The following is a 23,371-nucleotide window of genomic DNA, read 5'->3' on the forward strand; positions in this document are numbered from 1 at the left end:
ATTCACGAGTGGGTGCATTCATCATGTGCCTGTGGCCCCCAGCCGCACCACGACCGGCTTCCTCCGCTGTATTAGGCACAGCCTCCTACCGACGTAGCATCGAGAGGTGGAACTACGCCAGCTGCGGTACTTCGTCGCGGTCGCCGAGGAGCTGAACTTCGGCCGGGCCGCCGCACGGCTGCTGATCGCGGGTCCGTCGCTGTCGCAGCAGATCAAGGCGCTGGAGCGGGATCTGGGCGTGCGGCTGTTCGATCGCGACCGCCGATCGGTGACGCTCACACCGGCGGGCGCGACTCTGCTGCCGGAGGTGCACGCCCTGCTGACTCGCGCCGATGACCTGCAGTTGAACGCCCGCCGGTTGTCCGGAGCCGAGAAGGTGCGCCTGGGATACGTCAGCTGGCTACCCCCGGATCTGACTGCGCGCACCACCGCGGTTGCGCGGATCCATCTCGATGCCTGGGTCGCGCCATCGCACACCCAGGCCGCTCGGGTCGCGGACGGCAGCCTCGATCTCGCGGTGTGCTGGGTGCGGTCGAAAGACTTGGCGGACTTGGGTTTACACGCTCGACTGATCGGAGCCGATCGACTGCACGCCGTCTCGTCCGGCACCCGGACCACCGCCGTGCCGGCAGCCGAAACCCTCGTGCTGCTCGACGACGACACCACCTCCTGGTCCTCCTGGAACGTCTACGCCGAGCAGCTGGCCCGCGATACCGGCGCGCAGAGCGCGCGGATCGGCGACGGCGGCATCACCGGATCGGCGTTCTTCGATCACGTCCGCCGCAGCACCCGGCCCGTGCTGCGGTCGCCGAAGGATATGGCCGCACCCATTCCGGCAGACCTGGTCCGCCGCGAGATCGTCTCACCGGCGGTGTACTGGACATGGTCACTTGTCCGGCGCGCGAACGAGAAGCGGGCCACCGTGCTCGCGGTGGTCGACGCACTCTGCGACAGCGTCGGCGATCTCGGCATTCACCGCCCCGACGCCTGGCTGCCCGATGACGACCCGCACCGCCGATCTCAGATCTGAGAGCTTCTGCCTATCACCGCACGCAACTGCCCCATCAAATCAGGCAAAGCTAGCAGACCGACTCATCAGTCAGCTAGTATCTCGCGCAATCTCTTCCACCACCGGTGGAGGGTCGAGCGTGAGGAGCATTGGTGCGGCGAAGAGCTGGAATCGCGTCTGTCGTATTGGTTTTGGCGATGTTGTCGGCGGCACCGGCGACCGCCGAACCTTCCGGTAGCCCGCCCGTGGGGCCATTGCCCGCCGGATTCCTGTGGGGTGTGGCAGGTTCGGGATCCAATCCGAGGGGACCTCGCCTGACAGCAATTGGTCGCGTTTCGCCGCCTCGGGCAAGACCCGGGATGCGATCGGCACCTCGGTCGACTTCCTGCACCGGTACCGTGCGGATATCGAGCGCGCGCACGATCTCGGGGCGCGCGTGTTCCGGGTCAGCATCGAGTGGGCGCGGCTGGAACCCGCACCGGGACAGTACAATCCGGCGGCCTGGGCGTACTACGACGATGTGATCGCGGCGATCGGCGCGGCCGGTATGCGGCCGATGATCACGCTCGACCACTGGGTGTATCCGGGCTGGGTGTTCGACCGGGGTGGCTGGCGGAACGAAGAAATGACGCAGCAGTGGCTGGCCAATGCCCGTCGCGTCGTCGACCGCTACGCCGGCGCCGACCCGCTCTGGATCACCGTCAATGAACCGTCCGCGTACGCGTTCGAGGAGATGCAGGTCGGCGGACTGGGCGCGCCGGACGTACCGGGCGCCCTCGATCGGTGGGTCCGGGTGCACCGCGAGATCTACGACTACATCCACTCGAAACAGCACGACGCCCAGGTCTCGTCGAATATCGCCTACTTCCCGGTCGCCGAATCCCTGGTCGACACCACCTTCCTGGACCGGGTGGCGGACAAGCTCGACTTCATCGGGCTGGACTACTACTACTCGATGTCACCGACGGACCTCAGCTACGCGAATACCTTCTCCGAGCCGTGGAAGGCCACGACCGCTCCCGACGGCCTCTACTACGCGCTGCGGCACTACGCCGAGGCGTATCCGGGACGTCCGCTCTATGTCGTCGAGAACGGAATGCCCACCGAGAACGGCGCGATGCGACCGGACGGCTACGGGCGCGCAGATCATCTCGCCGACAGCGTCTACTGGGTCCAACGCGCCGTCCAGGACGGTATGAACGTCATCGGCTACAACTACTGGAGTCTCACCGACAACTACGAATGGGGCAGTTACGCACCCCGTTTCGGCCTGTACACCGTCGATGTGAAGAACGATCCGGCGCTCACGCGTGTGCCCACCCAGGCGGTCGACACCTACCGCACGCTGATCGCTCAGGGCGGCGTTCCCGCGAATTACATACCGGTGCACCCCTCGACCTGGTGCTCCCTCGTCGACGCACTCGCCAGTTGCCTGCGCCCGGCCGGCTGAAAGAGAATCCATGATCACCCGAGTAGCGGCCGCCGCGATCCTCGCCCTCGCCTGTTCCACAGCCGCACCGGCCTGGGCCGACAACGCTCCCCTCGTTGCCGGTTCCGTTGTGCCCGAAGCGGATCCGTTCTACGCACCACCTCCGGACCTCGCGTCCTATCGTGACGGGCAACTGACGTCGAGCCGGGAGGTCGCCGCGAATATCGGCGTGCCGGTGCGGGCGTGGCAATTGTCGTACCGCACCAACGACTCTCGCGATCTGCCCGAGCTCGCTGTCACAACGGTGCTGGTTCCCACCGCGCCGTGGTCCGGCCCGGGGCCGCGGCCGATCGTCTCGGAGCAGATACCGGAGGACTCCACCGGAACTCGCTGTGCACCGTCGTACGGAATTGCCAAGGGCTATCTGAAATCCGGCGAAGCGGTAACTCGGATGCTGATGCGGGGCTGGGTGGTCGCTGTACCCGATTTCGAAGGACCGAAGTCGACATTCTTGACCGGACCGCAATCGGCTCACGCCGTCCTCGACGGTATTCGGGCGGTGGAGCAATTCGGCCCGGCAGGTGTGGGCCGGGACGCCGTCTGGGCGCTCGACGGCTACTCGGGCGGTGCCGCTGCGACCGGTTGGGCCGCGCAACTGCAACCGGACTACGCTCCTGAGCTGAGCTTCGCCGGTGCCGCGATGGGCGGCGTACCAGCGGACCTGACCGCTCTCACGGCGCATTTCGACGGCGGCATCTTCTCCTCGTACAACATCGACATCCTGGTCGGCTATGAGCGCGAGTTCCCGGAGGCCGGAATCGGCACCCTACTGAACGAGCGTGGTCGTGCGACCCTGGCCGCCGCCGGCAACTCCTGTGTCGACGACCTGCTGTACGGATTTCCATTCCGCCGATTGACCGACCTCAGCGTGGTCGCCGACCCACTGCGTGATCCCCGGCTCGCGAATCTGTTGCGCGACAACTCACTCGGCGCATCAGCCCCCACCATGCCCATCTACAACTACCACGCGCTGACCGATGAAATCATTCCGGTTACCCAGAGCGACAACCTGGTCGCCGAGTGGCGGGCCGGGGGCGCGGCGATAGTTTCGGTCCGGGACCCGATCGGCGAGCACGGCTTGGAATCGATCCAGCACATGCCACGAGCGCAGGAGTTTCTCCAGAACAGGTTCGCCGCCAGTGCGGTGGCCGCCGCCGCACATCCCTGAAAACCGATGAACACGGTGCCGCGGCGGCCGTACCTCGTCCGGTCAGCGTGGCACAGCGGCGAACCGGCCTGCGAGGTAATCATCAGCTCCCGCTTGACCTTTCGACGCTTCCTGGGCGTGCGTGCCGACCGGATCGCGGACAATCACGATATCGGCGTCTCGCCCGCGCCAGGTACGCACGAGGTCGTCGTCCTGACCGACGGGCACCACCTCGTCGGCCATCGAGTGATAGCTGTAGATGGGCATCACCGGCGCCCCCTCCCCCAGTGAATTGTGTTGCAGCACAGTGATCAATCTCGGATCGTGCCAGGGATCAGCGAGCGCCGTGCCCGCGGCGACCGACTGGAAGGGAAAGTTCGCCAGCAGCTCGAGCATGCACTTGCCGTCGGCGCGGGCCAGGTCCGCGCGGCCTCGATCGTTCAGTACGCTGTCGATATCTGCTTCGGGAAACTCTCGGCGCAGGCCGACCATGGCGCCGAAACCGAAGCCGGCGAACAGACTTCCGTCGACATTGGCGGCCACGACAGGCAGGTCGGCCGGGAGCCCGCCGATCGCGGCGCCCGCGAAGGTGAGCTCCGGGGCGTAACCAGGTTGCAGCTGCGCCGCCCACGCGGTGGCGAAGCCGCCGCCGGAGTAGCCGGTCAATCCCCAGCGGGTGTCCGGGCCCAGATCCGCCGCCCCGAACTGCTCGATTGCGCGAAGGCCATCCAGGACCGTGTGCCCGGCCTGCATTCCGGCCAGGAAAGCGGATTCGGGCCCCTCGTGATCGGGTACCGCCACCGCCCAATTGCGGGCGAGCAGCCCTTCGACGGTATCGCCCCGAAATCCCCCCGAGGCCAGCTGATACGACGGTGCGCACTGTGCGCCGGTCGAATCCTCGGCCACCTGCACCGAGACCGCCGGACGTGGGCCGGGACCCGGCCACGGTGTGAGCGGAACCAGGACCGTGGTGACCGCCAGCCGCGGCTGATCGCGGGAATCGTTGCTGCGGAAGGCCAATTGCCACGCGCTGACCGGTACCCGCAGCGATGTGGTGATCGCGCGGGAATTGATGAGTCCCCCGAGCGAGTAGGAGCCCAGGTCCGCGGGCGGCGCGTAGAACGAATCCCGCTCCGGCACAGCAAAACCAGAGTTCACAGGGTCGGCACCGGAGGAAGCGGGCACGAATATCGGAGTGGCGAAGGCGAGGAGCGCGACCGCCAGGACGCGATACGGGAGCATGATCGAACTCTTTCTCGGAGGATCCGGCATATCCCACGAAGGCTAACCGACTGACGAGTCAGTGTGCTAGCTTGCGTGCGTCTATCCACCGAGGAAAGGGACGCCGATGTCCGAAATCAAGAACCCCGACTCCGGGGAGTTCGCCGGCCGCAGCGCGGTCGTGACCGGTGCGGCGGGCGGAATCGGTGCGGCATTGGCGGCCGAGCTCGGCGCACACGGTATGTCGGTCATCGTCGCCGATATCGATGGCGACGGCGCACGGGCGGTCGCCGAGACACTGCGGGCAGACGGAATAGAAGCGCTCGGGGCACAGGTCGACGTGACCGACCCGGAATCGACCGAGGCCCTCGCGCAAGCCGCCTGCGAGGCATTCGGTTCGGTCGAATTGCTGTGCAACAACGCCGGAGTGCTGCTGTTCGGATCGGTCGCGGACTCGTCGATCGGCGATTGGGGCTGGCTGTCATCGGTGAATATCGAGGGGATGCTGAACTGCCTGCACGCGTTCCTGCCCCGCATGCGCGCCGCGAGCGGGTGGCGGCAGATTATGAATACCGCTTCCACCCACGCCTTTCTGCCCGATCCGGCGGGCACCGCGCTCTACAGCGCCACCAAGCACGCCATCCTCGGGCTATCCCTGGGCTTGCGCGGCGAACTCGCCGCCGAAGGCATCGGCGTCACCACCCTGTGCCCGGGCCAGGCCGCCACCCGCATCCTCGATGCCCAGCGCACCCGCCCCGCGACGTTCGGCCGCCCGGCCGCCGAGCCCTTCGGCACCGGGGTGATTCCGATGAGCATCGAGCCCGCCGAGGTGGCACGCCTGGCGATGGAGGGCATTCGCCGGGACGCCCCAGTCGTTTTCGCGCTACCCGAATACAGCCGCGATACCTTCCGCGCGCAGGTCGAGCGCATGTGGCGACTGGCCGATGACGCGTTGGCCGTGCCCGGAGAAACGCATGTCACGCACGAACACTGAGGGCCGCACGGGTATGCGGCGACTGCTGCGCACCGTGCCGTTTGTCAGCGCCGCTCCGCAATTGACCTTCGCCGTGTCGAATTACTTTGCCGCACTGCAGGTTCAGCACATCGACGAGGCGGCCAAGGTCGGGAATCTCGCCGTGGTGCATGTCGCCGCCGCCACGGCGGCGCTGGTCACACAACCGCTGGTCGGTGTCCTGTCCGACCGGACTCGGTCCGCGTTCGGCCGCCGCGCGCCCTGGATGCTGATCGGTGTACTGATGGGCGCGGTCGGCCTGATCACCGCCGGACTCTCGACCTCACTGGCAATGCTGGTGATCGCGGTGATGGTGGTGCATGTCGGCGCGAATGCCGTATACGGACCGCTCTCGGCGATCCTGCCCGACCGGGTTCCGGTCCGGCTCCGCGGACGGTACTCGACGCTTGCCGGGCTGGGAACGATCGTCGCGGCCATGCTCGGACCCCTTGCCGCATCGGCGTTCTCGGCGCGCATACCACTCGGCTATCTGCTCTTCGCGGGCCTGATCGTTGTTGCCGTCGTCGGCTTCGTGGTGCTCAATCCCGAGCCCGACAACCGCGACGCACCACGGCCCGAATTCTCGGCAAAGACTGCCGCGCAGGCATTGTGGATCGACCCCCGCCACTGTCCGGACCTGTGGTGGGCGTTTCTCGGCCGCTTCCTGATTCTCGGCGGCTACTACATGGTCCTGACGTACACCATGTATATCGCGCAGGGGTACGTCGGACTCAGCGCCGCATCCGCGGCGAAACTCGTTCCGCTGATCGGGCTGGTCGGATTGCCGGGCCTGCTGGTGGCGATCGCCGTCGCCGGGCCCTGGTCGGACCGCACCGGCCGCCGCAAACCGCTCACCCTGGCCGGTGGGCTGGTCATCGCCGCGTCCGCATTGGTGCCACTCGCGCTGCCGACGGTTACGGGGCTGCTGCTGTGGGGCGTGGTGGTGACCATCGGCTTCGGGATCTTCCTGTCGGTCGATCAAGCACTGGTCTCGCAGATCCTCCCGGACAAAGAGGCCTTCGCCAAAGATTTGGGCATCGTCAATATCGCGGCCACACTCCCGAATGTGATCGCTCCCCTCGCGGCCGCAGGGATCGTGTCGGCCACCGGCGGCTACGGCGCACTGTTTCCCGCGGTGGCGGTGGTCGCGGGCGCCGGAGCGCTCGCGGTGCTGCCCATCAAGAGTGCACGGTGATGCCCGCACCGCGGCGGCGCGCCGCGATATTAGGCTCGGTACGAAACCCCAGGCAGTCGAGTGTGAGGAGTCCGGACCAGTGGCGAGAACCCGCGATGCGGAACAGACCGGTGCGGCCCGCCGGGCCAAGATCGTCACCGCCGCCCTCTCCCTCTTCGCGACCCACGGTTATCGCGGCACGTCGCTGGCCGCCGTCGCGGATACCGCGGGCATCACCAGATCCGGTCTGCTGCACCACTTCTCCAGCAAAGAGGCGCTGCTCGCGGCGACCCTGGCCGAACGCGACGAGCAGTCGTTCGACGCCGTCGAGATCGGCCGTGACTACGAGGGACCGGCACTGTTGCGGGCCCTGGAGATCATCGACGACCTGGTCGACCGCAATCAGCGCAATCGTGAGCTCACGCGCCTGGCTCACCTGGGCAACCTCGGGGGCGAGGACACCCCGCAGTTCGCCCGCGATTGGGCGCAGAAACGAATCCGCGCCTTCCGCGAGAATCTGGCCGGTGTCATCGCGGCCGGAATCGCGGCCGGCGATGTGCGCGCCGACGTGGATCCGGTCGCGGTGGCCGGGATCGTCATCGCGGCCATGTCGGGCCTCGAGGAGCAATGGCTGCAGGACGAATCCTTCGATATGGCCGGTGCGATGCGGACCTTGACCGCAGTGCTGCGCCGCGACCTCCTCATCACGCGGCGTTGACCTCGCGCGTCGACTCACGAGGGCCGGGGTCGATCGAAAGATTCCGCACTATGTTCTAGAGAACATACACATATCGACCCCAGGCGCTCCCCCTTGGTTTTCCACCGCCTAAAAATCAATATGAATCGTGGCATTGACGTTCCCTCACTGCGGCTGCCAGTCTTAGCTAGATTCCCAAGAACATATAGAGACCTTCCGGAATGATCGGAGAAGCCACCTGATGCGAGCGATCATGGTGATGTTCGACAGCCTGAACCGGCATATGCTGCCGCCCTACGGCGGCGACTGGACCCACGCCCCGAATTTCGCCCGGCTGGCGGAACGCACCACCACCTTCGACAACTGCTGGGCAGGCTCCATGCCCTGCATGCCGGCGCGACGCGAAATCCATACGGGCCGCTACAACTTCCTGCACCGCAGCTGGGGTCCACTGGAACCGTTCGACGACTCGCTGCCCGAATTGCTGCGCCGCGCCGGGGTGTACAGCCATCTGGCCAGCGACCATCAGCACTACTGGGAGGACGGCGGCGCGACCTATCACACCCGCTACGACACCTGGGAGTTCTTCCGCGGGCAGGAGGGCGACCCCTGGAAGGGGCACGTCGCCGATCCGGAGATCCCCGAGGATCTGAAGCGGTTGCGGCACCGGGCCTATCGCCAGGACTGGATCAACCGCCGGTATCTCGACACCGAGGACAAGCAACCGCAGACGCTCACCTTCGACGCCGGATTGGAGTTCCTGCACGACAATTCGGCGCAGGACCGCTGGTTCCTGCAGATCGAGACCTTCGATCCGCACGAGCCGTTCTTCACTCAGAAGCAGTACAAGGACCTCTACCCGCACGACTACGACGGCCCGCATTTCGATTGGCCCGACTACAAGCGGGTGACCGAGACCGAGGAACAGGTCCAGCACGCCCGCTACGAATACGCGGCGCTGCTGTCCATGTGCGACCGTTCGCTGGGCCGGGTGCTCGACTTCATGGACGAGCATGCGATGTGGGACGACACACTGCTGATCGTCAATACCGATCACGGGTTCCTGCTCGGCGAAAAGGGTTGGTGGGCCAAGAGTGTGCAGCCCTGGTACAACGAGCTGGTCCGGCTGCCGCTGTTCGTCTGGGACCCGCGCGCGGACGCGGCGGGGCAGCGCCGCGGGGCGCTGGTGCAGACCATCGATCTCGCGCCGACCATCCTGGACTGCTTCGGCATCGAGCCCACGCCCGATATGCAGGGCAGGCCGCTGCCCACGGCCACGGACGACCCGATTCGGGAGGCCGGACTGTTCGGTATGCACGGCGGTCACGTCAATGTCACCGACGGCAGGTACGTCTACATGCGCGCTCCGGCGGACCCCGGCAATCAGCCGCTGCACGAGCACACACTGATGCCCACCCATATGCGGGGGCGATTCTCGCCGGCGGAACTGGTCGATATGGAGCTGGCCGAGCCCTTCTCGTTCACGAAGGGGCTCAAGACCATTCGGGTGCCCGGTCGCGCACTCATCAACGCCCACCAGTTCGGCACACTGCTGTTCGATCTGGAAACCGATCCGGCACAGTCGAATCCGATCATCGACGACACAATCGAACTGCGCATGGCGGGTCTGCTGGTGGCGCTCATGCGTGACACCGACGCGCCGCACAGTCAGTTCGAGCGTCTCGGGTTACCGACGACGGGGCCGGTCACCACCGAGCACCTGCTGGTTCGGGCCCAGCGCGAGATCGCCGAACAGTCCGCCGCACCGGCACCCCGCCCCGAGGACTTCCCGTCCGGTCCCCTCTCGGTGCAGACCCCCATCCAGGAGCTACTGGCCCACCGAGCGGCCGGGGAAGTACTCCGGCGGCACATCCCGGCCTTCGCCGACAGTGAGATCCTGCAAGCCCTCACCGGGGCCTCGCTCCTGGATGTGGCCTCGGTGGCACGCGGCCTGCTCACAGCCGAGAAGCTGCGGGCCATTGCCACCGACCTCGCCGACATCACCCGCACAGCGCCGAGCTCTACGCCGGCCTGACTGACGCCTGCGACTAGCCATATGTACTCAGGAATATAATCCGAGCAGATGCAGAAGGGAGCCGCCATGTCCGGCGAACCACACCGAAGTTGCTGCGCTCCGCCCCGGGACGACACGATCGCACTGTCCGAAGTGGACACACCGGTGAGAGCGGCGACCCCGCGGGACATCGGCGGCAGCGTCGTTGACCGCCGACGTTCCGGCGAGATGGTGTTGCTGCCGGGCGGCGAGTTCCTGATGGGCACCACCGACAGCGCCGGCTACCCCGGCGACGGCGAGGGCCCGGTGCGATCGGTTCGGCTGAGCCCCTTCCTGATCGACACCCGTGCGGTCACCAACGAGCGGTTCGCGGCCTTCGTGGCCGATACCGGCTATCGCACCGAGGCCGAGCGCCTGGGCTGGTCATATGTCTTCGCCGGGTTCGTTCCGGGGGCGCTGCGCCGCGAATCGCCGCGGCCGGATCGAACTCCCTGGTGGTGTGCGGTATCCGGAGCAACGTGGGAATCGCCGGAAGGACCGGGCAGCACGCTGGGCGATCGCGATGACCATCCCGTCGTCCACGTGTCCTGGAACGATGCCCGGGCGTACTGCGCGTGGGCCGGGATGCGCCTGCCCACCGAAGCGGAGTGGGAATACGCGGCGCGTGGCGGCCTGGAGCAGGCCCGCTACCCATGGGGTGACCAGCTGGATCCGGACGGCGGATACCACTGCAATATCTGGCGTGGCACGTTCCCGGCAAAGAACACTGCCGCCGACGGCTTTCGCGGCACCGCGCCCGTGGATGCGTTCGCGCCCAATAATTTCGGCCTGTACAACACTTGCGGCAACGTGTGGGAATGGTGCGCGGATTGGTGGACCGTCGACCACGGAGCACCACCGCTGATCGATCCGCGGGGCCCGAAGTCCGGTAGCGGCAAGGTGATTCGTGGCGGTTCGCACATGTGCCACGACTCGTACTGCTTCCGCTACCGCGTGGCGGCCCGCTCGGCCAATACCCCGGACAGCTCGAGCGGTCATGCCGGATTCCGCTGTGCCGCCGACCCGGCGGGCTCTTGACACCTCACAGCGAAAATGTGATGGTGGTCATATGTTCCTAAGAACATAGAATGAGGAGAAGTTCGATGCAGCTCGACTACATGATCCTGGGTGTGCTGGCGCTGGGCCGCTGCTCCGGATACGACCTGCGTCGCTGGATGGAAGGCCCCGGCCGCTATCTCGGCTACGGGGTCCAACTTCCGCAGATCTACCGGCGCCTGGCCAAACTCGCCGAACGCGGTTGGATCGAGTTCGAGGTCGATCCGCGCGACGGCCGACCGGACGCCAAGGTCTACACCATGACCGAGGCAGGCAGGCAGGCCCTGCTGGAGTGGGCGCGCTCACCCTATGAGCCCTCCCCGCGGCCGATGGATCCGGACTTCAAGCTGCGCTTCCTCTTCGCCGGCTCGCTCGACCGCGACATCGCCATCGAGATCGTCCGCACCGAACTCGACTACCGCAAGAAGCACGATGCGCAATCGCCGCTCGCGCCGATCCCCGACTCCTACGATCCGCAACTGCCCGAACTGGACCCGCAGTGGGCCCGCGAGATTCAGACCATGACCCATGAACAGGGCTATGCGTACGCCTCCGGCTTCATCGTCTGGCTGGAACTCACTCTGGCCCGCCTGGAAGCAGGCCGGCCGCGCTGACGGCTCGCCCTGCCCTACTTTCCATCAGGAACGCCATGCGCATCATCTACGTCGATGTCGACACCCTGCGTGCCGACCACACCACCCCCTACGGCTACCACCGCCCGACCACGCCGAATCTGCAACGCCTGGCCGACAAGTCGGTCGTCTTCGACCGGTACTACTGCTCCGACTCCCCGTGTATGCCCTCGCGAACAGCCTTGACCAGTGGACAATTCGGCATCACCAATGGCGTGATCGGTCACTTCGGCGAGGCGGCGCGGTTCCGGCTCGACGCCGGGCACGGCCCGGAACCCGACCGTCCGCTGCTCGGTCAGCTGTTGCAATTCGGCGGCTATCACACCGCGGCCGTGTCGGTGTTCGCCGAACGCCACCGGGCCTACTATTTTCACGGCAATTTCCGCGAATCCATTCGGGCCACGCCGAATTGGGGCGACGAGGATGCCGCGGACGTCAATCGTGCGGCCATGGACTGGATTCGCCGCCATGCCGATCAGGAGGACTGGTATCTGCACCTGACCTACTGGGAACCGCACACCGACTACACGCAGCCGGTGGAGTGGACCGACCGGATGGCCGCATCCGGGCCGGTCCAGGCGTGGCCCGATGCCGACACCATCGCGGCCCACGCCGAAATCTACGGTCCGCGAAGCGCTCTGGATCTCAATTACTCGCTGCGCGGCGACGGGCGCTCACCGGTGCCGCACAATATGCCCGACGCGATTGCCTCGCGGGCCGACTTCGAGCACCTGATCAATGGCTTCGACGGCGCTATTGCATACTGGGACCACCACTTCGGGCAATTGCTCGCGGTGCTCGAGGAGCTCGGCATCGCCGAGGAGACGGCGATCATCGTCAGTGCCGATCACGGAGAATCCCTCGGGGAGAACGGTTCCTACGCCGAACACGGTCTCGCTAACGAACCCACGCACCGGCTGCCCCTGGTCTTCTACTGGCCCGGCGTCACCGACACACTGCCCGATGCGGATCGCCGTAATGACGCTCTGCTCTACAACATCGATTACGCGCCGACCGTGTGCGAATTGGTCGGGCTACCGAAACCCGCAGGCTGGCAAGGTGAATCGTTCGCAGCGGCCGTACGTGGCGAAACCCTCGAATCACGCGACTATCTGGTACTCGGACATGGCGCACACACCTATCAGCGCGCCGTGCGTACCCGAGATCACCTCTACATTCGCACCTATCACCCCGGTTGCTTCCGAGCCGAATGGGAGCAGCTGTTCGACGTCACCGCAGATCCGCATCTGACCGAGGATCTGCTGCAAACCGAACCGGATCTGCTCGCCGCCATGCGATCTCGGCTGGCCGGATGGTGGAACACCTACGCCGGACGTCCGGGCGCCCTGCCCGATCCCATGCAGGCCACCCTGCAAACCGGGCCCACCTATTACAACGATCCCGTCACCTACGCGCGGCACCTTCGAGAAACCGGCCGCGCCCATCTGGCCGAGGATCTGGAACAGCGGCTGCGGAACTACGCGATCCCGGTGTCCTGGCATGCCGCGGACCAGCCGCGCACCGCGGCACTCGTTCAGCGCTGGGCAGAGTTGGCACAGGCCGCCGCGCAGCGATCGCTCGACCGGCCCGAACCGGCTTCGGCGCACGCCTCCGACTGAATCGGGTTCGGCGCACCTCTCAGAGCATCGGTGATCATCTCGGCCCCTAGCGGCCGGTCCCGTGCGCATCGTCCTCGAATTTCCGGACGAACAACGTATCTATCTCTCCCCCAGTGGCTTTCGGCCTCTCGCTGCCATGCCGCCAAACGACTAGGTCGCCATGCAACCAGTATCTCCAGATTCGACCGACCGCACCGCCACCATGAGCCCCGCGACTGCCCAGGGGCCGCCGATCGGCACGAACCCGGGCCACGATGCCCCGCTCGGGTCCGCGCTCGCAGCTGGTACGCCGGCCAGCGCGCGCCCCGGTGCGGCACCGGTCGATGACGCCCGCAGCTGGCGACAGCTCGCGCTGCTCAGCGGACTGATCAGCATGGACAACAGCGAAGGCGCGGTCGTCTCCACCCTCTTCCCCGCGATCCGAGCCGCGCTGGATCTGAAGCTGTCCGCCCTGGGCATCCTGGTGGCGGTCAGCAAGGTGATCGGCATGATCTTCGGCCCGATCTGGGTCGCTGTCGCGAACCGGCTGGGCCGGAAGAACGTGCTGGTCATCTTCTGCGGACTCTGGGGAATCTGGTCTGTCGCAGCGGGATTCGCGCAGAACTTCCCACAGCTGCTGCTGCTCTACGCCATCGGCGCGGTCGGCCTCGCGGCCGGAGGTCCCCTCGTCAACGGTCTGCTCGCGGATATGTTCCCGGAGCATCAGCGAGGTCGCGCTGCTGGTTGGCTCTATGCCGGATTCGCGGTGCTGGGCGCGGTGATCAGTCCGCTGCTCGGCCAGTTGTCGCGGATACCGGAGGGCTGGCGCTACGGTTTCTTCGCCTGCGGGGCCATCACCGTGCTGTTCGGGCTGCTGGTATGGCGCTATTTTGTCGATCCGGGCGTCGGCGCCAGCGATGCCGCGCCCCTGCTGGGCAAGAGCACACGGGGACGGGCCCAGTTGACCGCGGCCTTCGGCAGTCACACCCTGCGGCTGATGATGGTGCAGCGACTGACGGCCACCCAGTTGGCCTTCCTCAGTTTCGGCACGGTCTATCTGGTCAGTGTCCGCGATTTCAGCACCGCGCACGCAGCACTGGTGGCCCCGTTCGCCATGCTGACCTACGTACTGGGCACCGTCGCCGGTGGCTATGCCGGAGACCGTGCCGGACAACGCTTTCCCAGCGCCGGACGCCTGGCGGTGTGGCAGGCCGCGGTACTCGGCTGGGCGGGCTCTGCGGCGCTGGCCTCGCAGGTCGCCTGGCCGGGGCTGTGGCACTACATCGTCGTGTTCTCGATCCTGGGCCTGCTGCAGGGCTTCGGCCCGGGCAGCACCCGGCCCATTCTGATGGCGGTGACCCGGCCCGAACTGCGCAGTGCCGCTTTCGCGCTCATGCTCGGCGCGGAATCCGCGGGCTGGGCCCTGAGCACGCTGGCGCTGGGATATTTCGGTGATTCCGTCGGCCTGCAAGCAGCGTTCCTGTGGCTGATCGTCGTCGTCAATGTCGGCAACGGCCTGTTCATCACCCTCATGTACCGCCCCTACCACCGCGAATCAGCCGCACTCCGAACCGAATTGGCCGCCGCCCGCGCCGCGGCCGCATCCGCCGACCAGTGAGGACTCTCATGTCTCAACGTCCGAATTTCGTCTTCTTCATTCCTGATCAGCTGCGCGCCGACGCACTCGGCGTGTTCGGCAACCCGCACATCGACACCCCGCACATCGACGCACTGGCGCAGCGCGGCACCCGTTTCACGAATGCCTTTGTGCAGCATCCGGTCTGCTCCCCCAGCCGTGCTTCCTTTCTCACCGGCTGGTATCCGCATACGGCCGGCCACCGGACTCTCACCCACCTGCTGCAACCGCACGAGCCGAATCTGCTGCGGATTCTGAAGGATTCGGGTTACCACGTCACCTGGGCGGGGATGCGCGGTGACACCTTCGCACCCGGGGTGACCGAACTCAGTGTCGACGAATACGGCTTCTCGGTGTGGCCGACCGCCACCGGATTCGACGGCGACTATCCGGACGGTGTGTGGTCGCGGCTGTTCTATCGCGGGCAGGTGCCCGACGACGGGCGGATCGACCCGGACGAGGCGGCTATCCGCACCGCCGAGGATTGGCTGCGCAATCCTCCGGATCAGCCATGGGTGCTGTTCCTGCCGCTGATCGCACCGCACTGCCCCTTCCAGGTCGCCGAACCATGGTTCTCCAAGCGCGATCGCGCCGCGCTGCCCGATCCGCTGCCGCCCGGCGATACCGCAGCCGAGCCCCGATTCATGCAGGCCGTCCGCGACGCCTACGAACTCGGCGAGGTCACCGCCGAGCAGTGGCGTGAGGTCGTCGCCACCTACTACGGAATGATCGAACGGCTCGACAGCCAGCTCGGCCGGATCATGAGCGCAGTCGAGCAATCCGGTGCCGCGGACTCCACCGTCACCCTGTTCTTCGCCGACCACGGTGAATACCTCGGTGACTTCGGACTGATCGAAAAGTGGCCGTCGGCCGTGCACGACTGCATCACCCGCGATCCGGTCATCATCAGCGGCGGCGGCCTGCCCGGTGGCGGCAGCAGCTCGGCCATGGTCGAACTGATCGACGTGCTGCCGACCGTGCTGGAGCTGGCCGGCATCACCGCTCCGCATCGGCATTTCGGCCGCAGTCTGGTCCCGCTGCTGCACGACGCCGGTCTGCCGCACCGCGAATTCGCCTTCACAGAGGGCGGTTTCACCATCGAAGAGGAACCGCAGCTGGAACGACCGGCCTTCCCCTACGACCGCAAGGGCGACCTGCAGCACGCCGACGCCACCTTGGTGGGCAAGGTCGTGGCCGTGCGCGATACCCGGTGGACCTACGTCTGGCGGCTTTATGAACCGCCCGAACTCTACCGCCGCGACACCGACCCGCAGGAACGGATCAACCTCGCCTCGGATCCTCAGTTCGACGACGTCCGTCACCGCATGCACGAGGCGATGACACGGTGGCTGGTCGAGACCGCCGATGTCGTTCCGCTCGATCCCGACCCTCGTTTTCCCCAGGTCGAACTGCCGGCGCCGGGTGCGGTGGTGACACCGTGAGCGCGGAATACGCATCGATCATCGAATCACTGCTGGCCGCATTGGATCTCGAGGACAAAACTGCATTGCTGTCGGGACAGGATCTGTGGTCCCTGCCCGCCCTGCCGAAGATCGGGCTGCGGTCGCTGGTCATGTCGGACGGTCCGGTCGGGGTGCGTGGCGGCGGCTGGGGTGCGGACGATCCCTCGCTGACCCTGCCGAGCCCTACCGCTCTGGCCGCGACCTGGGATCCCGAACTCGCGTACCGGGCCGGGCAGGTGCTGGCACAGGAGGCGCATCGCAAGGGCGTGCATGTCCTGCTCGCGCCGACCGTCAATCTGCACCGATCGCCCTTGGGTGGCAGGCATTTCGAGGCGTACTCCGAAGATCCTTTGCTGACCGCGCGGATCGGCGCCGGGTATGTGAACGGCGTGCAGGGGCAGGGGGTCGCCGCCACGATCAAGCACTTCGTCGCCAATGACGCTGAGACACAGCGGTTCACGGTGAACAATCAGGTCGGGCAGCGCGCGCTGCGGGAGTTGTATCTCGCGCCGTTCGAGGAGATCATCGCCACCGCGGGGCCGTGGGCACTGATGTCGGCGTACAACTCGGTCAACGGCACCACCATGACCGAGCATCACCACCTACAGGTCCAGGTGCTGCGCCAGGAATGGGGATACGACGGTGCGGTCGTCTCGGACTGGCTCGCCGCCCGCGATACCGTGCGCGCCATCGAGGGTGGGCTCGATATCGCCATGCCGGGTCCGCTCACGATCTTCGGGCCGGCACTCGCTGCCGCGGTGCGGGCGGGTGAGGTCGCCGAATCGACCGTCGACGATGCCGTGCGACGAGTGCTACTCCTGGCGGCTCGCCTGGGACTGCTCGCCGATATCGCGCCGGCGGTGCCCGAGGCGGCGCGACCGCTTCCGCCCGATGGAATTGCGACGGCGCACGAGATCGCCGCGCGGGCAATGGTATTGCTTCGCAACCGGGACAGGGTGCTGCCGCTGGACCCGGAGGCCGTCGGCAGTATCGCCCTGATCGGGCGGGCGGCACGCGATGCGCGGGTGCTGGGCGGCGGCTCCGCCACCGTCTTCCCCGCCCGTATCGTGTCCCCATTGGAGGGGCTGTGGGCCGCCCTGCCCACGAATGTGGCACTCACCTATGCCGTCGGGGCGGATCCCAATGAGGGATTCGACCTGGCCGCAACAGGTTTCGATCTGCATGCGGTCCTGCGTGCGGACGACGGCGCGGTGCTCGCCGAGCAACCGCTGACACTCGCACGGGTGCGGTGGACCGATACCGCCCTGCCCGCAGATGCGGACTTCGATGCCCTGGCCTCGGTGGAATTCTCCGGCACCTTCACCCCGCAGGAGACCGGGCCCCACGTGTTCGGTATCGGCGGTCTCGGCCGCTTCCGGCTCACGGTCGGCGACCGGGTGCTCTTCGACGGCATGCAGGAAACCCCCGAGCACGCCGATCCTTTCGAGGCGTTGACCGCACCGCCTACCCCGCACGGCTCGGCGGAGCTGGAGGCCGGTCGCCCGGTCACGATCAGCCTGCTCAATGCCACACCCAAAGCGGCGCTCGGACCGATCCAGGGCGTGAGTTTCACTCTGGCCGTACAGGAACCGCGACTCGACGACGACACCCTGATCGCCGAGGCGGTCACGGCCGCGGCCGCCGCCGAGGTGGCCGTGGTGGTGGTCGCTACCACGACCGCGCAGGAGAGTGAGGGTTCCGACCGCGAGAATCTGCGATTGCCCGGCCGTCAGGACGAGCTGATCGCGCGCGTCGCCGCCGTGAATCCGCGCACCGTGGTCGTGGTGAACTCCGGGTCGCCGGTCGAAATGCCCTGGCGTGAAGCGGTATCCGCGATCCTGGTCAGCTGGTTCCCCGGACAGGAGGGCGGCGCCGCACTCGCTGATGTACTACTCGGACGCGCAGAGCCCGGCGGCCGACTGCCCACCACCTGGCCCGTTCGCCTGGCAGACGCGCCCGTATCCCTGGTCACCCCCACCGACGGTGTATTGCATTACGACGAAGGCATTTTCATCGGATATCCCGCCTGGCAGCGACACGACCTGCAGCCGGCCTACCCGTTCGGGCACGGCCTCGGCTATACCGATTGGCACTACGAGAACATCGTGGCGACAGCGCGGGAGGTTCGGGTCACCCTGCGCAACAACGGCTCCCGCCCCGGGCGTGAAACCGTCCAGATCTACGCCGGGCCGGTCGACTCCGACGATTCGCGTCCGGCGTACCGGCTGGCGGGCTTCGCCTCGGCCACTGCCGACCCCGGCGAGACCGTGGACGTCGAAATCCCGCTGGCCGAGCGAACTTTCCAGATATGGGACGAGACGCGGGGCCGATGGTCCACACGTCCGGGCCCGTACCTGATCCGCGCCGGGCACAGCAGTACCGATCCGGGCCTGTCCACCACCGTTCGCGTCACCGCGACCGATCACGAGGAGGTGAGACCGGCCCACGCCTGACACCACGCGCTTCTGAAGAACTGAATCACTGAAACCAGAACCCGCCGAGCCAATTCGAACTCGGCGGGCCGGGAAACACTGCCTGCGTACCGACTGTGGCGTCGCAGGCCCTATTTGGCATACCGAAAATCTGCAAGACCGGCGCCTCGCCGCTTCGCGCAGTCGAATATCGCACGCGGGCAGTACATCTCGCCTACGCCGACGCTCTGCGGCAATGATTCGAGACTACCTGCTACGTGCGAGCAACCGGAACTTCGACGGCTCGGATATGGCCGAGATCACGACCGGCACCATCCTGATGAGGAAACACATGAATATCCGTCTCGCCTCGTACACCGCGGCCGTGCTGACCGCAAGCGTGGTCGGCACCGCGACCGCGGTGGCCGATCCCGGTACGACCGCGCCCGCAGTCAGTTATCACGCAACCCTCGACCACACCTCGGTCGTGGCCACGCTCGACAACGGCGTGTTCGCGCTCGCCGACGATCAGCGTTCGGTCACGGTCCGCGATATCTCGGGGCAAGTCCTCGAGGCACTACCGCTGGCCCTGACCCTGGACGGTCAGGGGCTGCCGCTCCGCTCGCAGATCACCGATGCGGGCCGCACCCTGCGACTCACCCCGGAACTGGGCGGCCTCGACCGGTCCGCCCTGAAACCCGTTGCGGCGCCGCTGGAGAACCAGCTGGCCATGAACGATCTGATCAATACGGTCAGTATCGGAACCTCGCTCGGCAGCCTGGTCGGCACAGCCATCGGTGCGGTGATCGGCGTCGGCGTCGGGGTGGTGCTCGCCGGTGCGTCCTGCGTGGTCCTCAGTCTGGGCTGCGTTGTCGCCGTGCTGCCGATCATGGCTTTGGTCGGCGGCGTGGGCGGGCTGGCCGGGCTCGTCGTAGCCGGTGGCCCGGTGGCTGCCGCGGCCCTGTTCGACTACGTCACCACGCTCAACACGGCACCGGGGCACAGTAAGTACGCACCGAATCTGCAGGGCAAGCCCGGCATTCCGGATGCCGCCGCGACCGACGCCCCGAACTGAGCCGGAGGAGCATCGTTATGGACTTTCGCACAACAGCTTTCGCCGCCGCAGTGGCGGCGGGCGCGATAACGGTTGCCGCCACCCCGGCAGGCGCGGAACCGGACCCGACAACCGGCTACCACGCCATGATCCGCGATAGCGCCGTCGTGACAACGCTCGACGAAGCAACCTTCGTCCTCGCACCGGATGCGCAGTCGGTACTGGTGCGGGAACCGAGCGGGGAGCAGCTGGTCAGCTTACCGATGACCTACCAGCTCGATGGCGCACTACATTCGATTCAGCAGCAGATCGCCGACGACGGCCGCACCCTGATCCTGCGGCCGGGCACCGACTTACAGCCGGTCGCATCACCCATGGAGAACCAGCTGGCCATGAACGAATTCTCCAGCCGAATGCTCACCGGACCGGCAGTCGGCACCGTAGTCGGCCTGCTGCTGGGCGCAGTGGTCGGAGGTGTGGTCGGCCTCGGCTCCTGCCTGGTCGTCGGCCCGGCATGCCTGGCCACCGTGCCGGCCGCGATCGGCGCGTTCGCCGCCGGCGGCGGCGTGCTCGGCACCCTGGCCCTCGGCGGCGCCGCGGCCGCAGACGGTCTCTGGAAGTACGTCACCACCCTCCAGGCGGCCCCGGGCCAGAGTGCCTACGCACCGAAGGTCCCCCTCGGTCCCGACGGCACCGGCGTTCCCGATGCCAACCTCCGCCTCCCCAGCGGTTCGGCGAACGGATTCAAGACCGGTTCATCCGGAGGCTCATCCCACGGCTGAATCACCCTGCGGCACTTGACCACCGTGTAACCCTGTCTCCATCCGGTCGCCGGGCCGGATGGAGACAGATTCGCATTCGCGCCGAACCAGCGACTCATACGGGCAGGTCAGCGGGTGCGGCGCGGTGATGACCGGTTCAGATAGAACAGCAGAACACCCAACGCCGCGCCGACACCGAGACCCACGCAGATGGTGAAGGCGCGGACGAAGTAGCCGATGCCGGAGGTGTGGAACAACTCCACGACCAGGCCTTGATACAGGACCAGGCCCGGGAGCAGAGCGCCGGTGAGGCCGACGAGGATCAAGGCCGACATCGGCATGCGCAGGCGTTCGGAAGCCGCCGCGGCGGCGAATCCGAGGACGACGGCGGCGATCGAGCCTGTCCAATCCGGTGAGAGGTGTGCCGTATGAATGAGGAACTGGTTGGTCGCGGCGGCGAGCAGCCCGGCGCCGGCGGCGGGCAGCAGCAGATCGGGTCCGCCACCGTTGAAGACCGCATTGCCGATCGCACCGAGAACCGAGAAGCCCAGCGCCAGCCACACCGGTAGCGGCAGCAGATGGGGATCGATCGGCGGCCCGAACGAAATGCGTTGTGACACAGTCACGACGAGCGCGCCGCCGAGCACGATGCCGGCGACCGTGAGCAGCGCCGAGGCCGCGCGAGCGGTGGCTGTCACGGTATCGGCGCTCACCGCATCGGTTGCGGTGGAGATCAATTGGGGCATCGGCACCAGCAGGACCCACACCGTCGCGATCAGCACCGCGGTATCGGTGACCGTCACGACACCCACCAGATGCGCGAGGCCGCCCAGTGTGCCGGCGAATATCGTCTGTACCGCGACCGCGTACAACCGGGGCACGCCGGCGACACCCAATCCGCGCCCCAGCGCCCACACCGGCATCAGCACCACTGCCGCGCCGAGCGCCGCCAGCGCGGTGCCGCCGACCTGCACGGCGATGCACAGCGCCAGCAGGGCGCCGCCGAAACCTGTCACCCACCACGGCCACGGTCCAGGGCCGCGGTCTGCTTGATGGAGCCCCTCGGTCGCGGTGGCGGCGTCACAACCTTCCGAAGCGACCTGGTGCGCGAGGTTCTTCAACCGCTTCATCCGATCGCAGTCGAAACTGTCGAGTGTGGCGGCGACTTCGGTACGACTGAGCGGATATTCGTCATCGCGCACGTACTGCACGGTCAGCGTCCGGCCGGTACCGATGACGGTGACGTCCGCGAACCCCAGCGCGGCGGCGCAGATACGCGTCGTCCGCACCACCGAGTCGGTGGCATAACCGGATTCGAGCATGGCGACCGCGAGGCGCGCCAGGAACCCCAGGACCCGCCAGACCCGCTGCTCTCCGGATTCAGTGGACACGGGCCCCTTGTCGGTCACCGCCTGAGATTACGACCGCACTCCTCAGCTGTGGCGGCGCGACACGAGTCGCTGAATTCGTCAGGCGGATCAGTGCAGGTCGGCCAGCGCCAATCCGGTCAGTGGGCCACCGGGCCGGGCGATCACCGTGTCGGCGCCCTCAGCCAGATCGACCAGCCTGATCGATCCGCCCAAATCGCTGACGTAGAAACACGATTCGCCGATTGCGGCCAGGCCGATCGCTTCGTGGTATCCGCTCGACAGGATTTCCACCGGTCCGGGTTCTGGTTCGACGGCGGCGTAGTGCTCCTCGATGTCGAGACCACGTCGAGGCCGACTAGAAGTGCGTATTGAGCATGCGGTCGTTGGTCTTCAGACCGCCCTGTTCGGCGTTCGGATCGGTGATGTGGGCCTGTCCGCCGCGGGTCGCGAACATCAGGGCGATCCGGCGCCCGAGCGTGCCCGCACCGACGACAGCGACCGGACGAGTGCGGTAATCCTGCGGGATCATGCTCACGTATGGCTCCTTCGGTCTCTAGGAATCACCACCCGCAGGGCAGCACAGCTATTGAACCGCAAACCCCTCCGCCAGCCGTCAAAGTTCGGGTGAGTCCGCGAAACGCTGCACCGCGGTATCGAGGCGGGCGGCGCGGGCGGTTTCGTTCAGCGCACGTGCCACCATCGGCACCGGCTCAGTGGACGGCGTGACTAGCGCGATCATGGCACTGACCGAGGGATCCTCGAGCCGCAGCACCCGCGCACCCGCGGGCGGGCGCATGGTGCGCAGCCACGTCGACGGAATGACCGTGGCCCATCTCCCGGTCGCGACATGGCCGAAAAGCGTTGCCACCGAGTCAGTTTCGAGTTGCGGGCTGGCGACCAGATGCTTCGTCGCCAAGGCATCGTCGATGAGCTGGCGGCCACGCATATCCGAGTTGAGCAGGCACAGCGGCAACTCCACGACATCGCTCCAGCTGAGCACGCCCGTTTGGCCGGTGAGCAGATCGTTGCCCGCCATCAGCACCTGCTGCTCGAAATACAATGGCGTGACGGTCAACCCGGAGGTGTTCTGCCCGTCCGGATAGACAACGCCCGCCCCGAGTTCCGAGCGCCGCAACCGATCGATGATCTCGGCCGAGCCAAAACTGCTGTCGATCCGCACCTTGACCAGCGGATGTTCAGCGCAGAACGGATCGGTGAGCAAGGCGACCGTCGCAGCGGCGGCGGGAATGACACCGAGCCGCAATTCGCCGGTCAACCCGGTCTGCAGAGCCACGACCTCCTGCTTGAGTGCGTCGTGATCGGCCAGGATCCGGCGCGCCCACAGCACCAGCCGGTCCCCCTCGGGCGTCAGACCCTCGAAGGTCCGCCCCCGCTGCACCAGCGGCACCTTCAGCTCCTGCTCCAGCTTGCGGATGGCTTCCGACAACGCCGGCTGCGATACGTAACAGGCTGCGGCGGCCCGTGCGAAATGGCGCTCCCGGGCCAGTGCGACGAAGTACTCGAGCTGGCGAAACAACATCCCGCTATTCGACCATGCCACAACCGATCTCGGGCCGACAACCAACGA

The 23,371-nt window shown here is 66.8% G+C and carries 19 protein-coding genes and 1 pseudogene; 15 read left to right on the top strand and 5 right to left on the bottom strand.

Features of this window, described 5'->3' with window-relative positions:
• Positions 1 to 106 precede the first annotated feature (106 nt).
• From ABZX86_RS27955 to ABZX86_RS27965, 3 genes are all read left to right on the top strand, one after another.
• The gene (locus ABZX86_RS27955) at positions 107 to 1,030 is read left to right on the top strand and encodes a LysR family transcriptional regulator (RefSeq protein ID WP_355127626.1); all 924 of its coding nucleotides are present in this window, start codon (positions 107 to 109) and stop codon (positions 1,028 to 1,030) included.
• Between the two features lie 250 nt (positions 1,031 to 1,280).
• A complete protein-coding gene (locus ABZX86_RS27960) occupies positions 1,281 to 2,459 on the top strand; it encodes a family 1 glycosylhydrolase (RefSeq protein ID WP_355127627.1) in 1,179 nt (392 codons plus the stop codon).
• 10 nt (positions 2,460 to 2,469) lie between these two features.
• On the top strand, positions 2,470 to 3,666 hold the full coding sequence (locus ABZX86_RS27965) for a lipase family protein (RefSeq protein WP_355127628.1): 1,197 nt from the start codon (positions 2,470 to 2,472) through the stop codon (positions 3,664 to 3,666).
• A gap of 42 nt (positions 3,667 to 3,708) precedes the next feature.
• Here ABZX86_RS27965 and ABZX86_RS27970 read toward each other — a convergent pair whose 3' ends face one another.
• Positions 3,709 to 4,887, bottom strand: coding sequence for a lipase family protein (locus ABZX86_RS27970; RefSeq protein ID WP_355127629.1), 1,179 nt, complete (start codon positions 4,885 to 4,887; stop codon positions 3,709 to 3,711).
• 106 nt (positions 4,888 to 4,993) lie between these two features.
• On the opposite strand from ABZX86_RS27970, the gene ABZX86_RS27975 reads away from it, so the two are divergent.
• From ABZX86_RS27975 to ABZX86_RS28030, 12 genes are all read left to right on the top strand, one after another.
• Positions 4,994 to 5,860 (top strand): SDR family NAD(P)-dependent oxidoreductase, encoded by an 867-nt coding sequence (locus ABZX86_RS27975; protein ID WP_355127630.1) that lies wholly within the window; start codon positions 4,994 to 4,996, stop codon positions 5,858 to 5,860.
• Complete coding sequence (locus tag ABZX86_RS27980; protein WP_355127631.1) at positions 5,841 to 7,073, top strand: MFS transporter; 1,233 nt, start codon at positions 5,841 to 5,843, stop codon at positions 7,071 to 7,073. Before ABZX86_RS27975 ends, ABZX86_RS27980 begins: the two co-directional genes overlap by 20 nt.
• Positions 7,074 to 7,152: 79 nt before the next feature.
• Positions 7,153 to 7,770, top strand: a complete 618-nt coding sequence (locus ABZX86_RS27985; protein WP_355127632.1) for a helix-turn-helix domain-containing protein — start codon at positions 7,153 to 7,155, stop codon at positions 7,768 to 7,770.
• 220 nt (positions 7,771 to 7,990) lie between these two features.
• Entirely contained in the window at positions 7,991 to 9,784 is a 1,794-nt protein-coding gene (locus ABZX86_RS27990; protein WP_355127633.1) for a sulfatase, read from the top strand.
• Between the two features lie 207 nt (positions 9,785 to 9,991).
• Positions 9,992 to 10,840 carry a formylglycine-generating enzyme family protein gene (locus ABZX86_RS27995; RefSeq protein ID WP_355127634.1) on the top strand — a complete coding sequence of 283 codons (849 nt, stop codon included), beginning with the start codon at positions 9,992 to 9,994 and terminating at the stop codon, positions 10,838 to 10,840.
• A gap of 65 nt (positions 10,841 to 10,905) precedes the next feature.
• A complete protein-coding gene (locus ABZX86_RS28000) occupies positions 10,906 to 11,472 on the top strand; it encodes a PadR family transcriptional regulator (protein ID WP_355127635.1) in 567 nt (188 codons plus the stop codon).
• A 35-nt stretch (positions 11,473 to 11,507) separates the two neighbouring features.
• A complete protein-coding gene (locus ABZX86_RS28005) occupies positions 11,508 to 13,109 on the top strand; it encodes a sulfatase (protein ID WP_355127636.1) in 1,602 nt (533 codons plus the stop codon).
• Positions 13,110 to 13,269: 160 nt separating this feature from the next.
• A complete protein-coding gene (locus ABZX86_RS28010) occupies positions 13,270 to 14,706 on the top strand; it encodes an MFS transporter (RefSeq protein WP_355127637.1) in 1,437 nt (478 codons plus the stop codon).
• Between the two features lie 8 nt (positions 14,707 to 14,714).
• Positions 14,715 to 16,166 (top strand): sulfatase-like hydrolase/transferase, encoded by a 1,452-nt coding sequence (locus ABZX86_RS28015; RefSeq protein WP_355127638.1) that lies wholly within the window; start codon positions 14,715 to 14,717, stop codon positions 16,164 to 16,166.
• Positions 16,163 to 18,640, top strand: coding sequence for a glycoside hydrolase family 3 C-terminal domain-containing protein (locus ABZX86_RS28020; protein WP_355127639.1), 2,478 nt, complete (start codon positions 16,163 to 16,165; stop codon positions 18,638 to 18,640). The genes ABZX86_RS28015 and ABZX86_RS28020 overlap by 4 nt, the downstream gene beginning before the upstream one ends.
• A gap of 214 nt (positions 18,641 to 18,854) precedes the next feature.
• Positions 18,855 to 19,673, top strand: a complete 819-nt coding sequence (locus ABZX86_RS28025) for a hypothetical protein (RefSeq protein WP_355127640.1) — start codon at positions 18,855 to 18,857, stop codon at positions 19,671 to 19,673.
• Between the two features lie 17 nt (positions 19,674 to 19,690).
• Entirely contained in the window at positions 19,691 to 20,434 is a 744-nt protein-coding gene (locus tag ABZX86_RS28030; protein ID WP_355127641.1) for a hypothetical protein, read from the top strand.
• 107 nt (positions 20,435 to 20,541) lie between these two features.
• Here ABZX86_RS28030 and ABZX86_RS28035 read toward each other — a convergent pair whose 3' ends face one another.
• The 4 genes and pseudogenes from ABZX86_RS28035 to ABZX86_RS28050 all read right to left on the bottom strand — a co-directional run bounded on the left by ABZX86_RS28035 (position 20,542) and on the right by ABZX86_RS28050 (position 23,323).
• Positions 20,542 to 21,822: a threonine/serine exporter family protein gene (locus ABZX86_RS28035; protein ID WP_355127642.1), complete on the bottom strand. Its 1,281-nt coding sequence runs from the start codon at positions 21,820 to 21,822 to the stop codon at positions 20,542 to 20,544.
• 69 nt (positions 21,823 to 21,891) lie between these two features.
• Positions 21,892 to 22,074 carry a hypothetical protein gene (locus ABZX86_RS28040; RefSeq protein ID WP_355127643.1) on the bottom strand — a complete coding sequence of 61 codons (183 nt, stop codon included), beginning with the start codon at positions 22,072 to 22,074 and terminating at the stop codon, positions 21,892 to 21,894.
• A gap of 112 nt (positions 22,075 to 22,186) precedes the next feature.
• Positions 22,187 to 22,312 (bottom strand): annotated as a pseudogene (locus ABZX86_RS28045) (3-hydroxyacyl-CoA dehydrogenase NAD-binding domain-containing protein); the annotation flags it as partial.
• An 84-nt stretch (positions 22,313 to 22,396) separates the two neighbouring features.
• Positions 22,397 to 23,323 (bottom strand): LysR family transcriptional regulator, encoded by a 927-nt coding sequence (locus ABZX86_RS28050; protein ID WP_355127644.1) that lies wholly within the window; start codon positions 23,321 to 23,323, stop codon positions 22,397 to 22,399.
• Positions 23,324 to 23,371: the final 48 nt, after the last annotated feature.

The sequence above is a fragment of the Nocardia sp. NPDC006630 genome (genome assembly GCF_040611495.1).
Lineage (GTDB): Bacteria > Actinomycetota > Actinomycetes > Mycobacteriales > Mycobacteriaceae > Nocardia.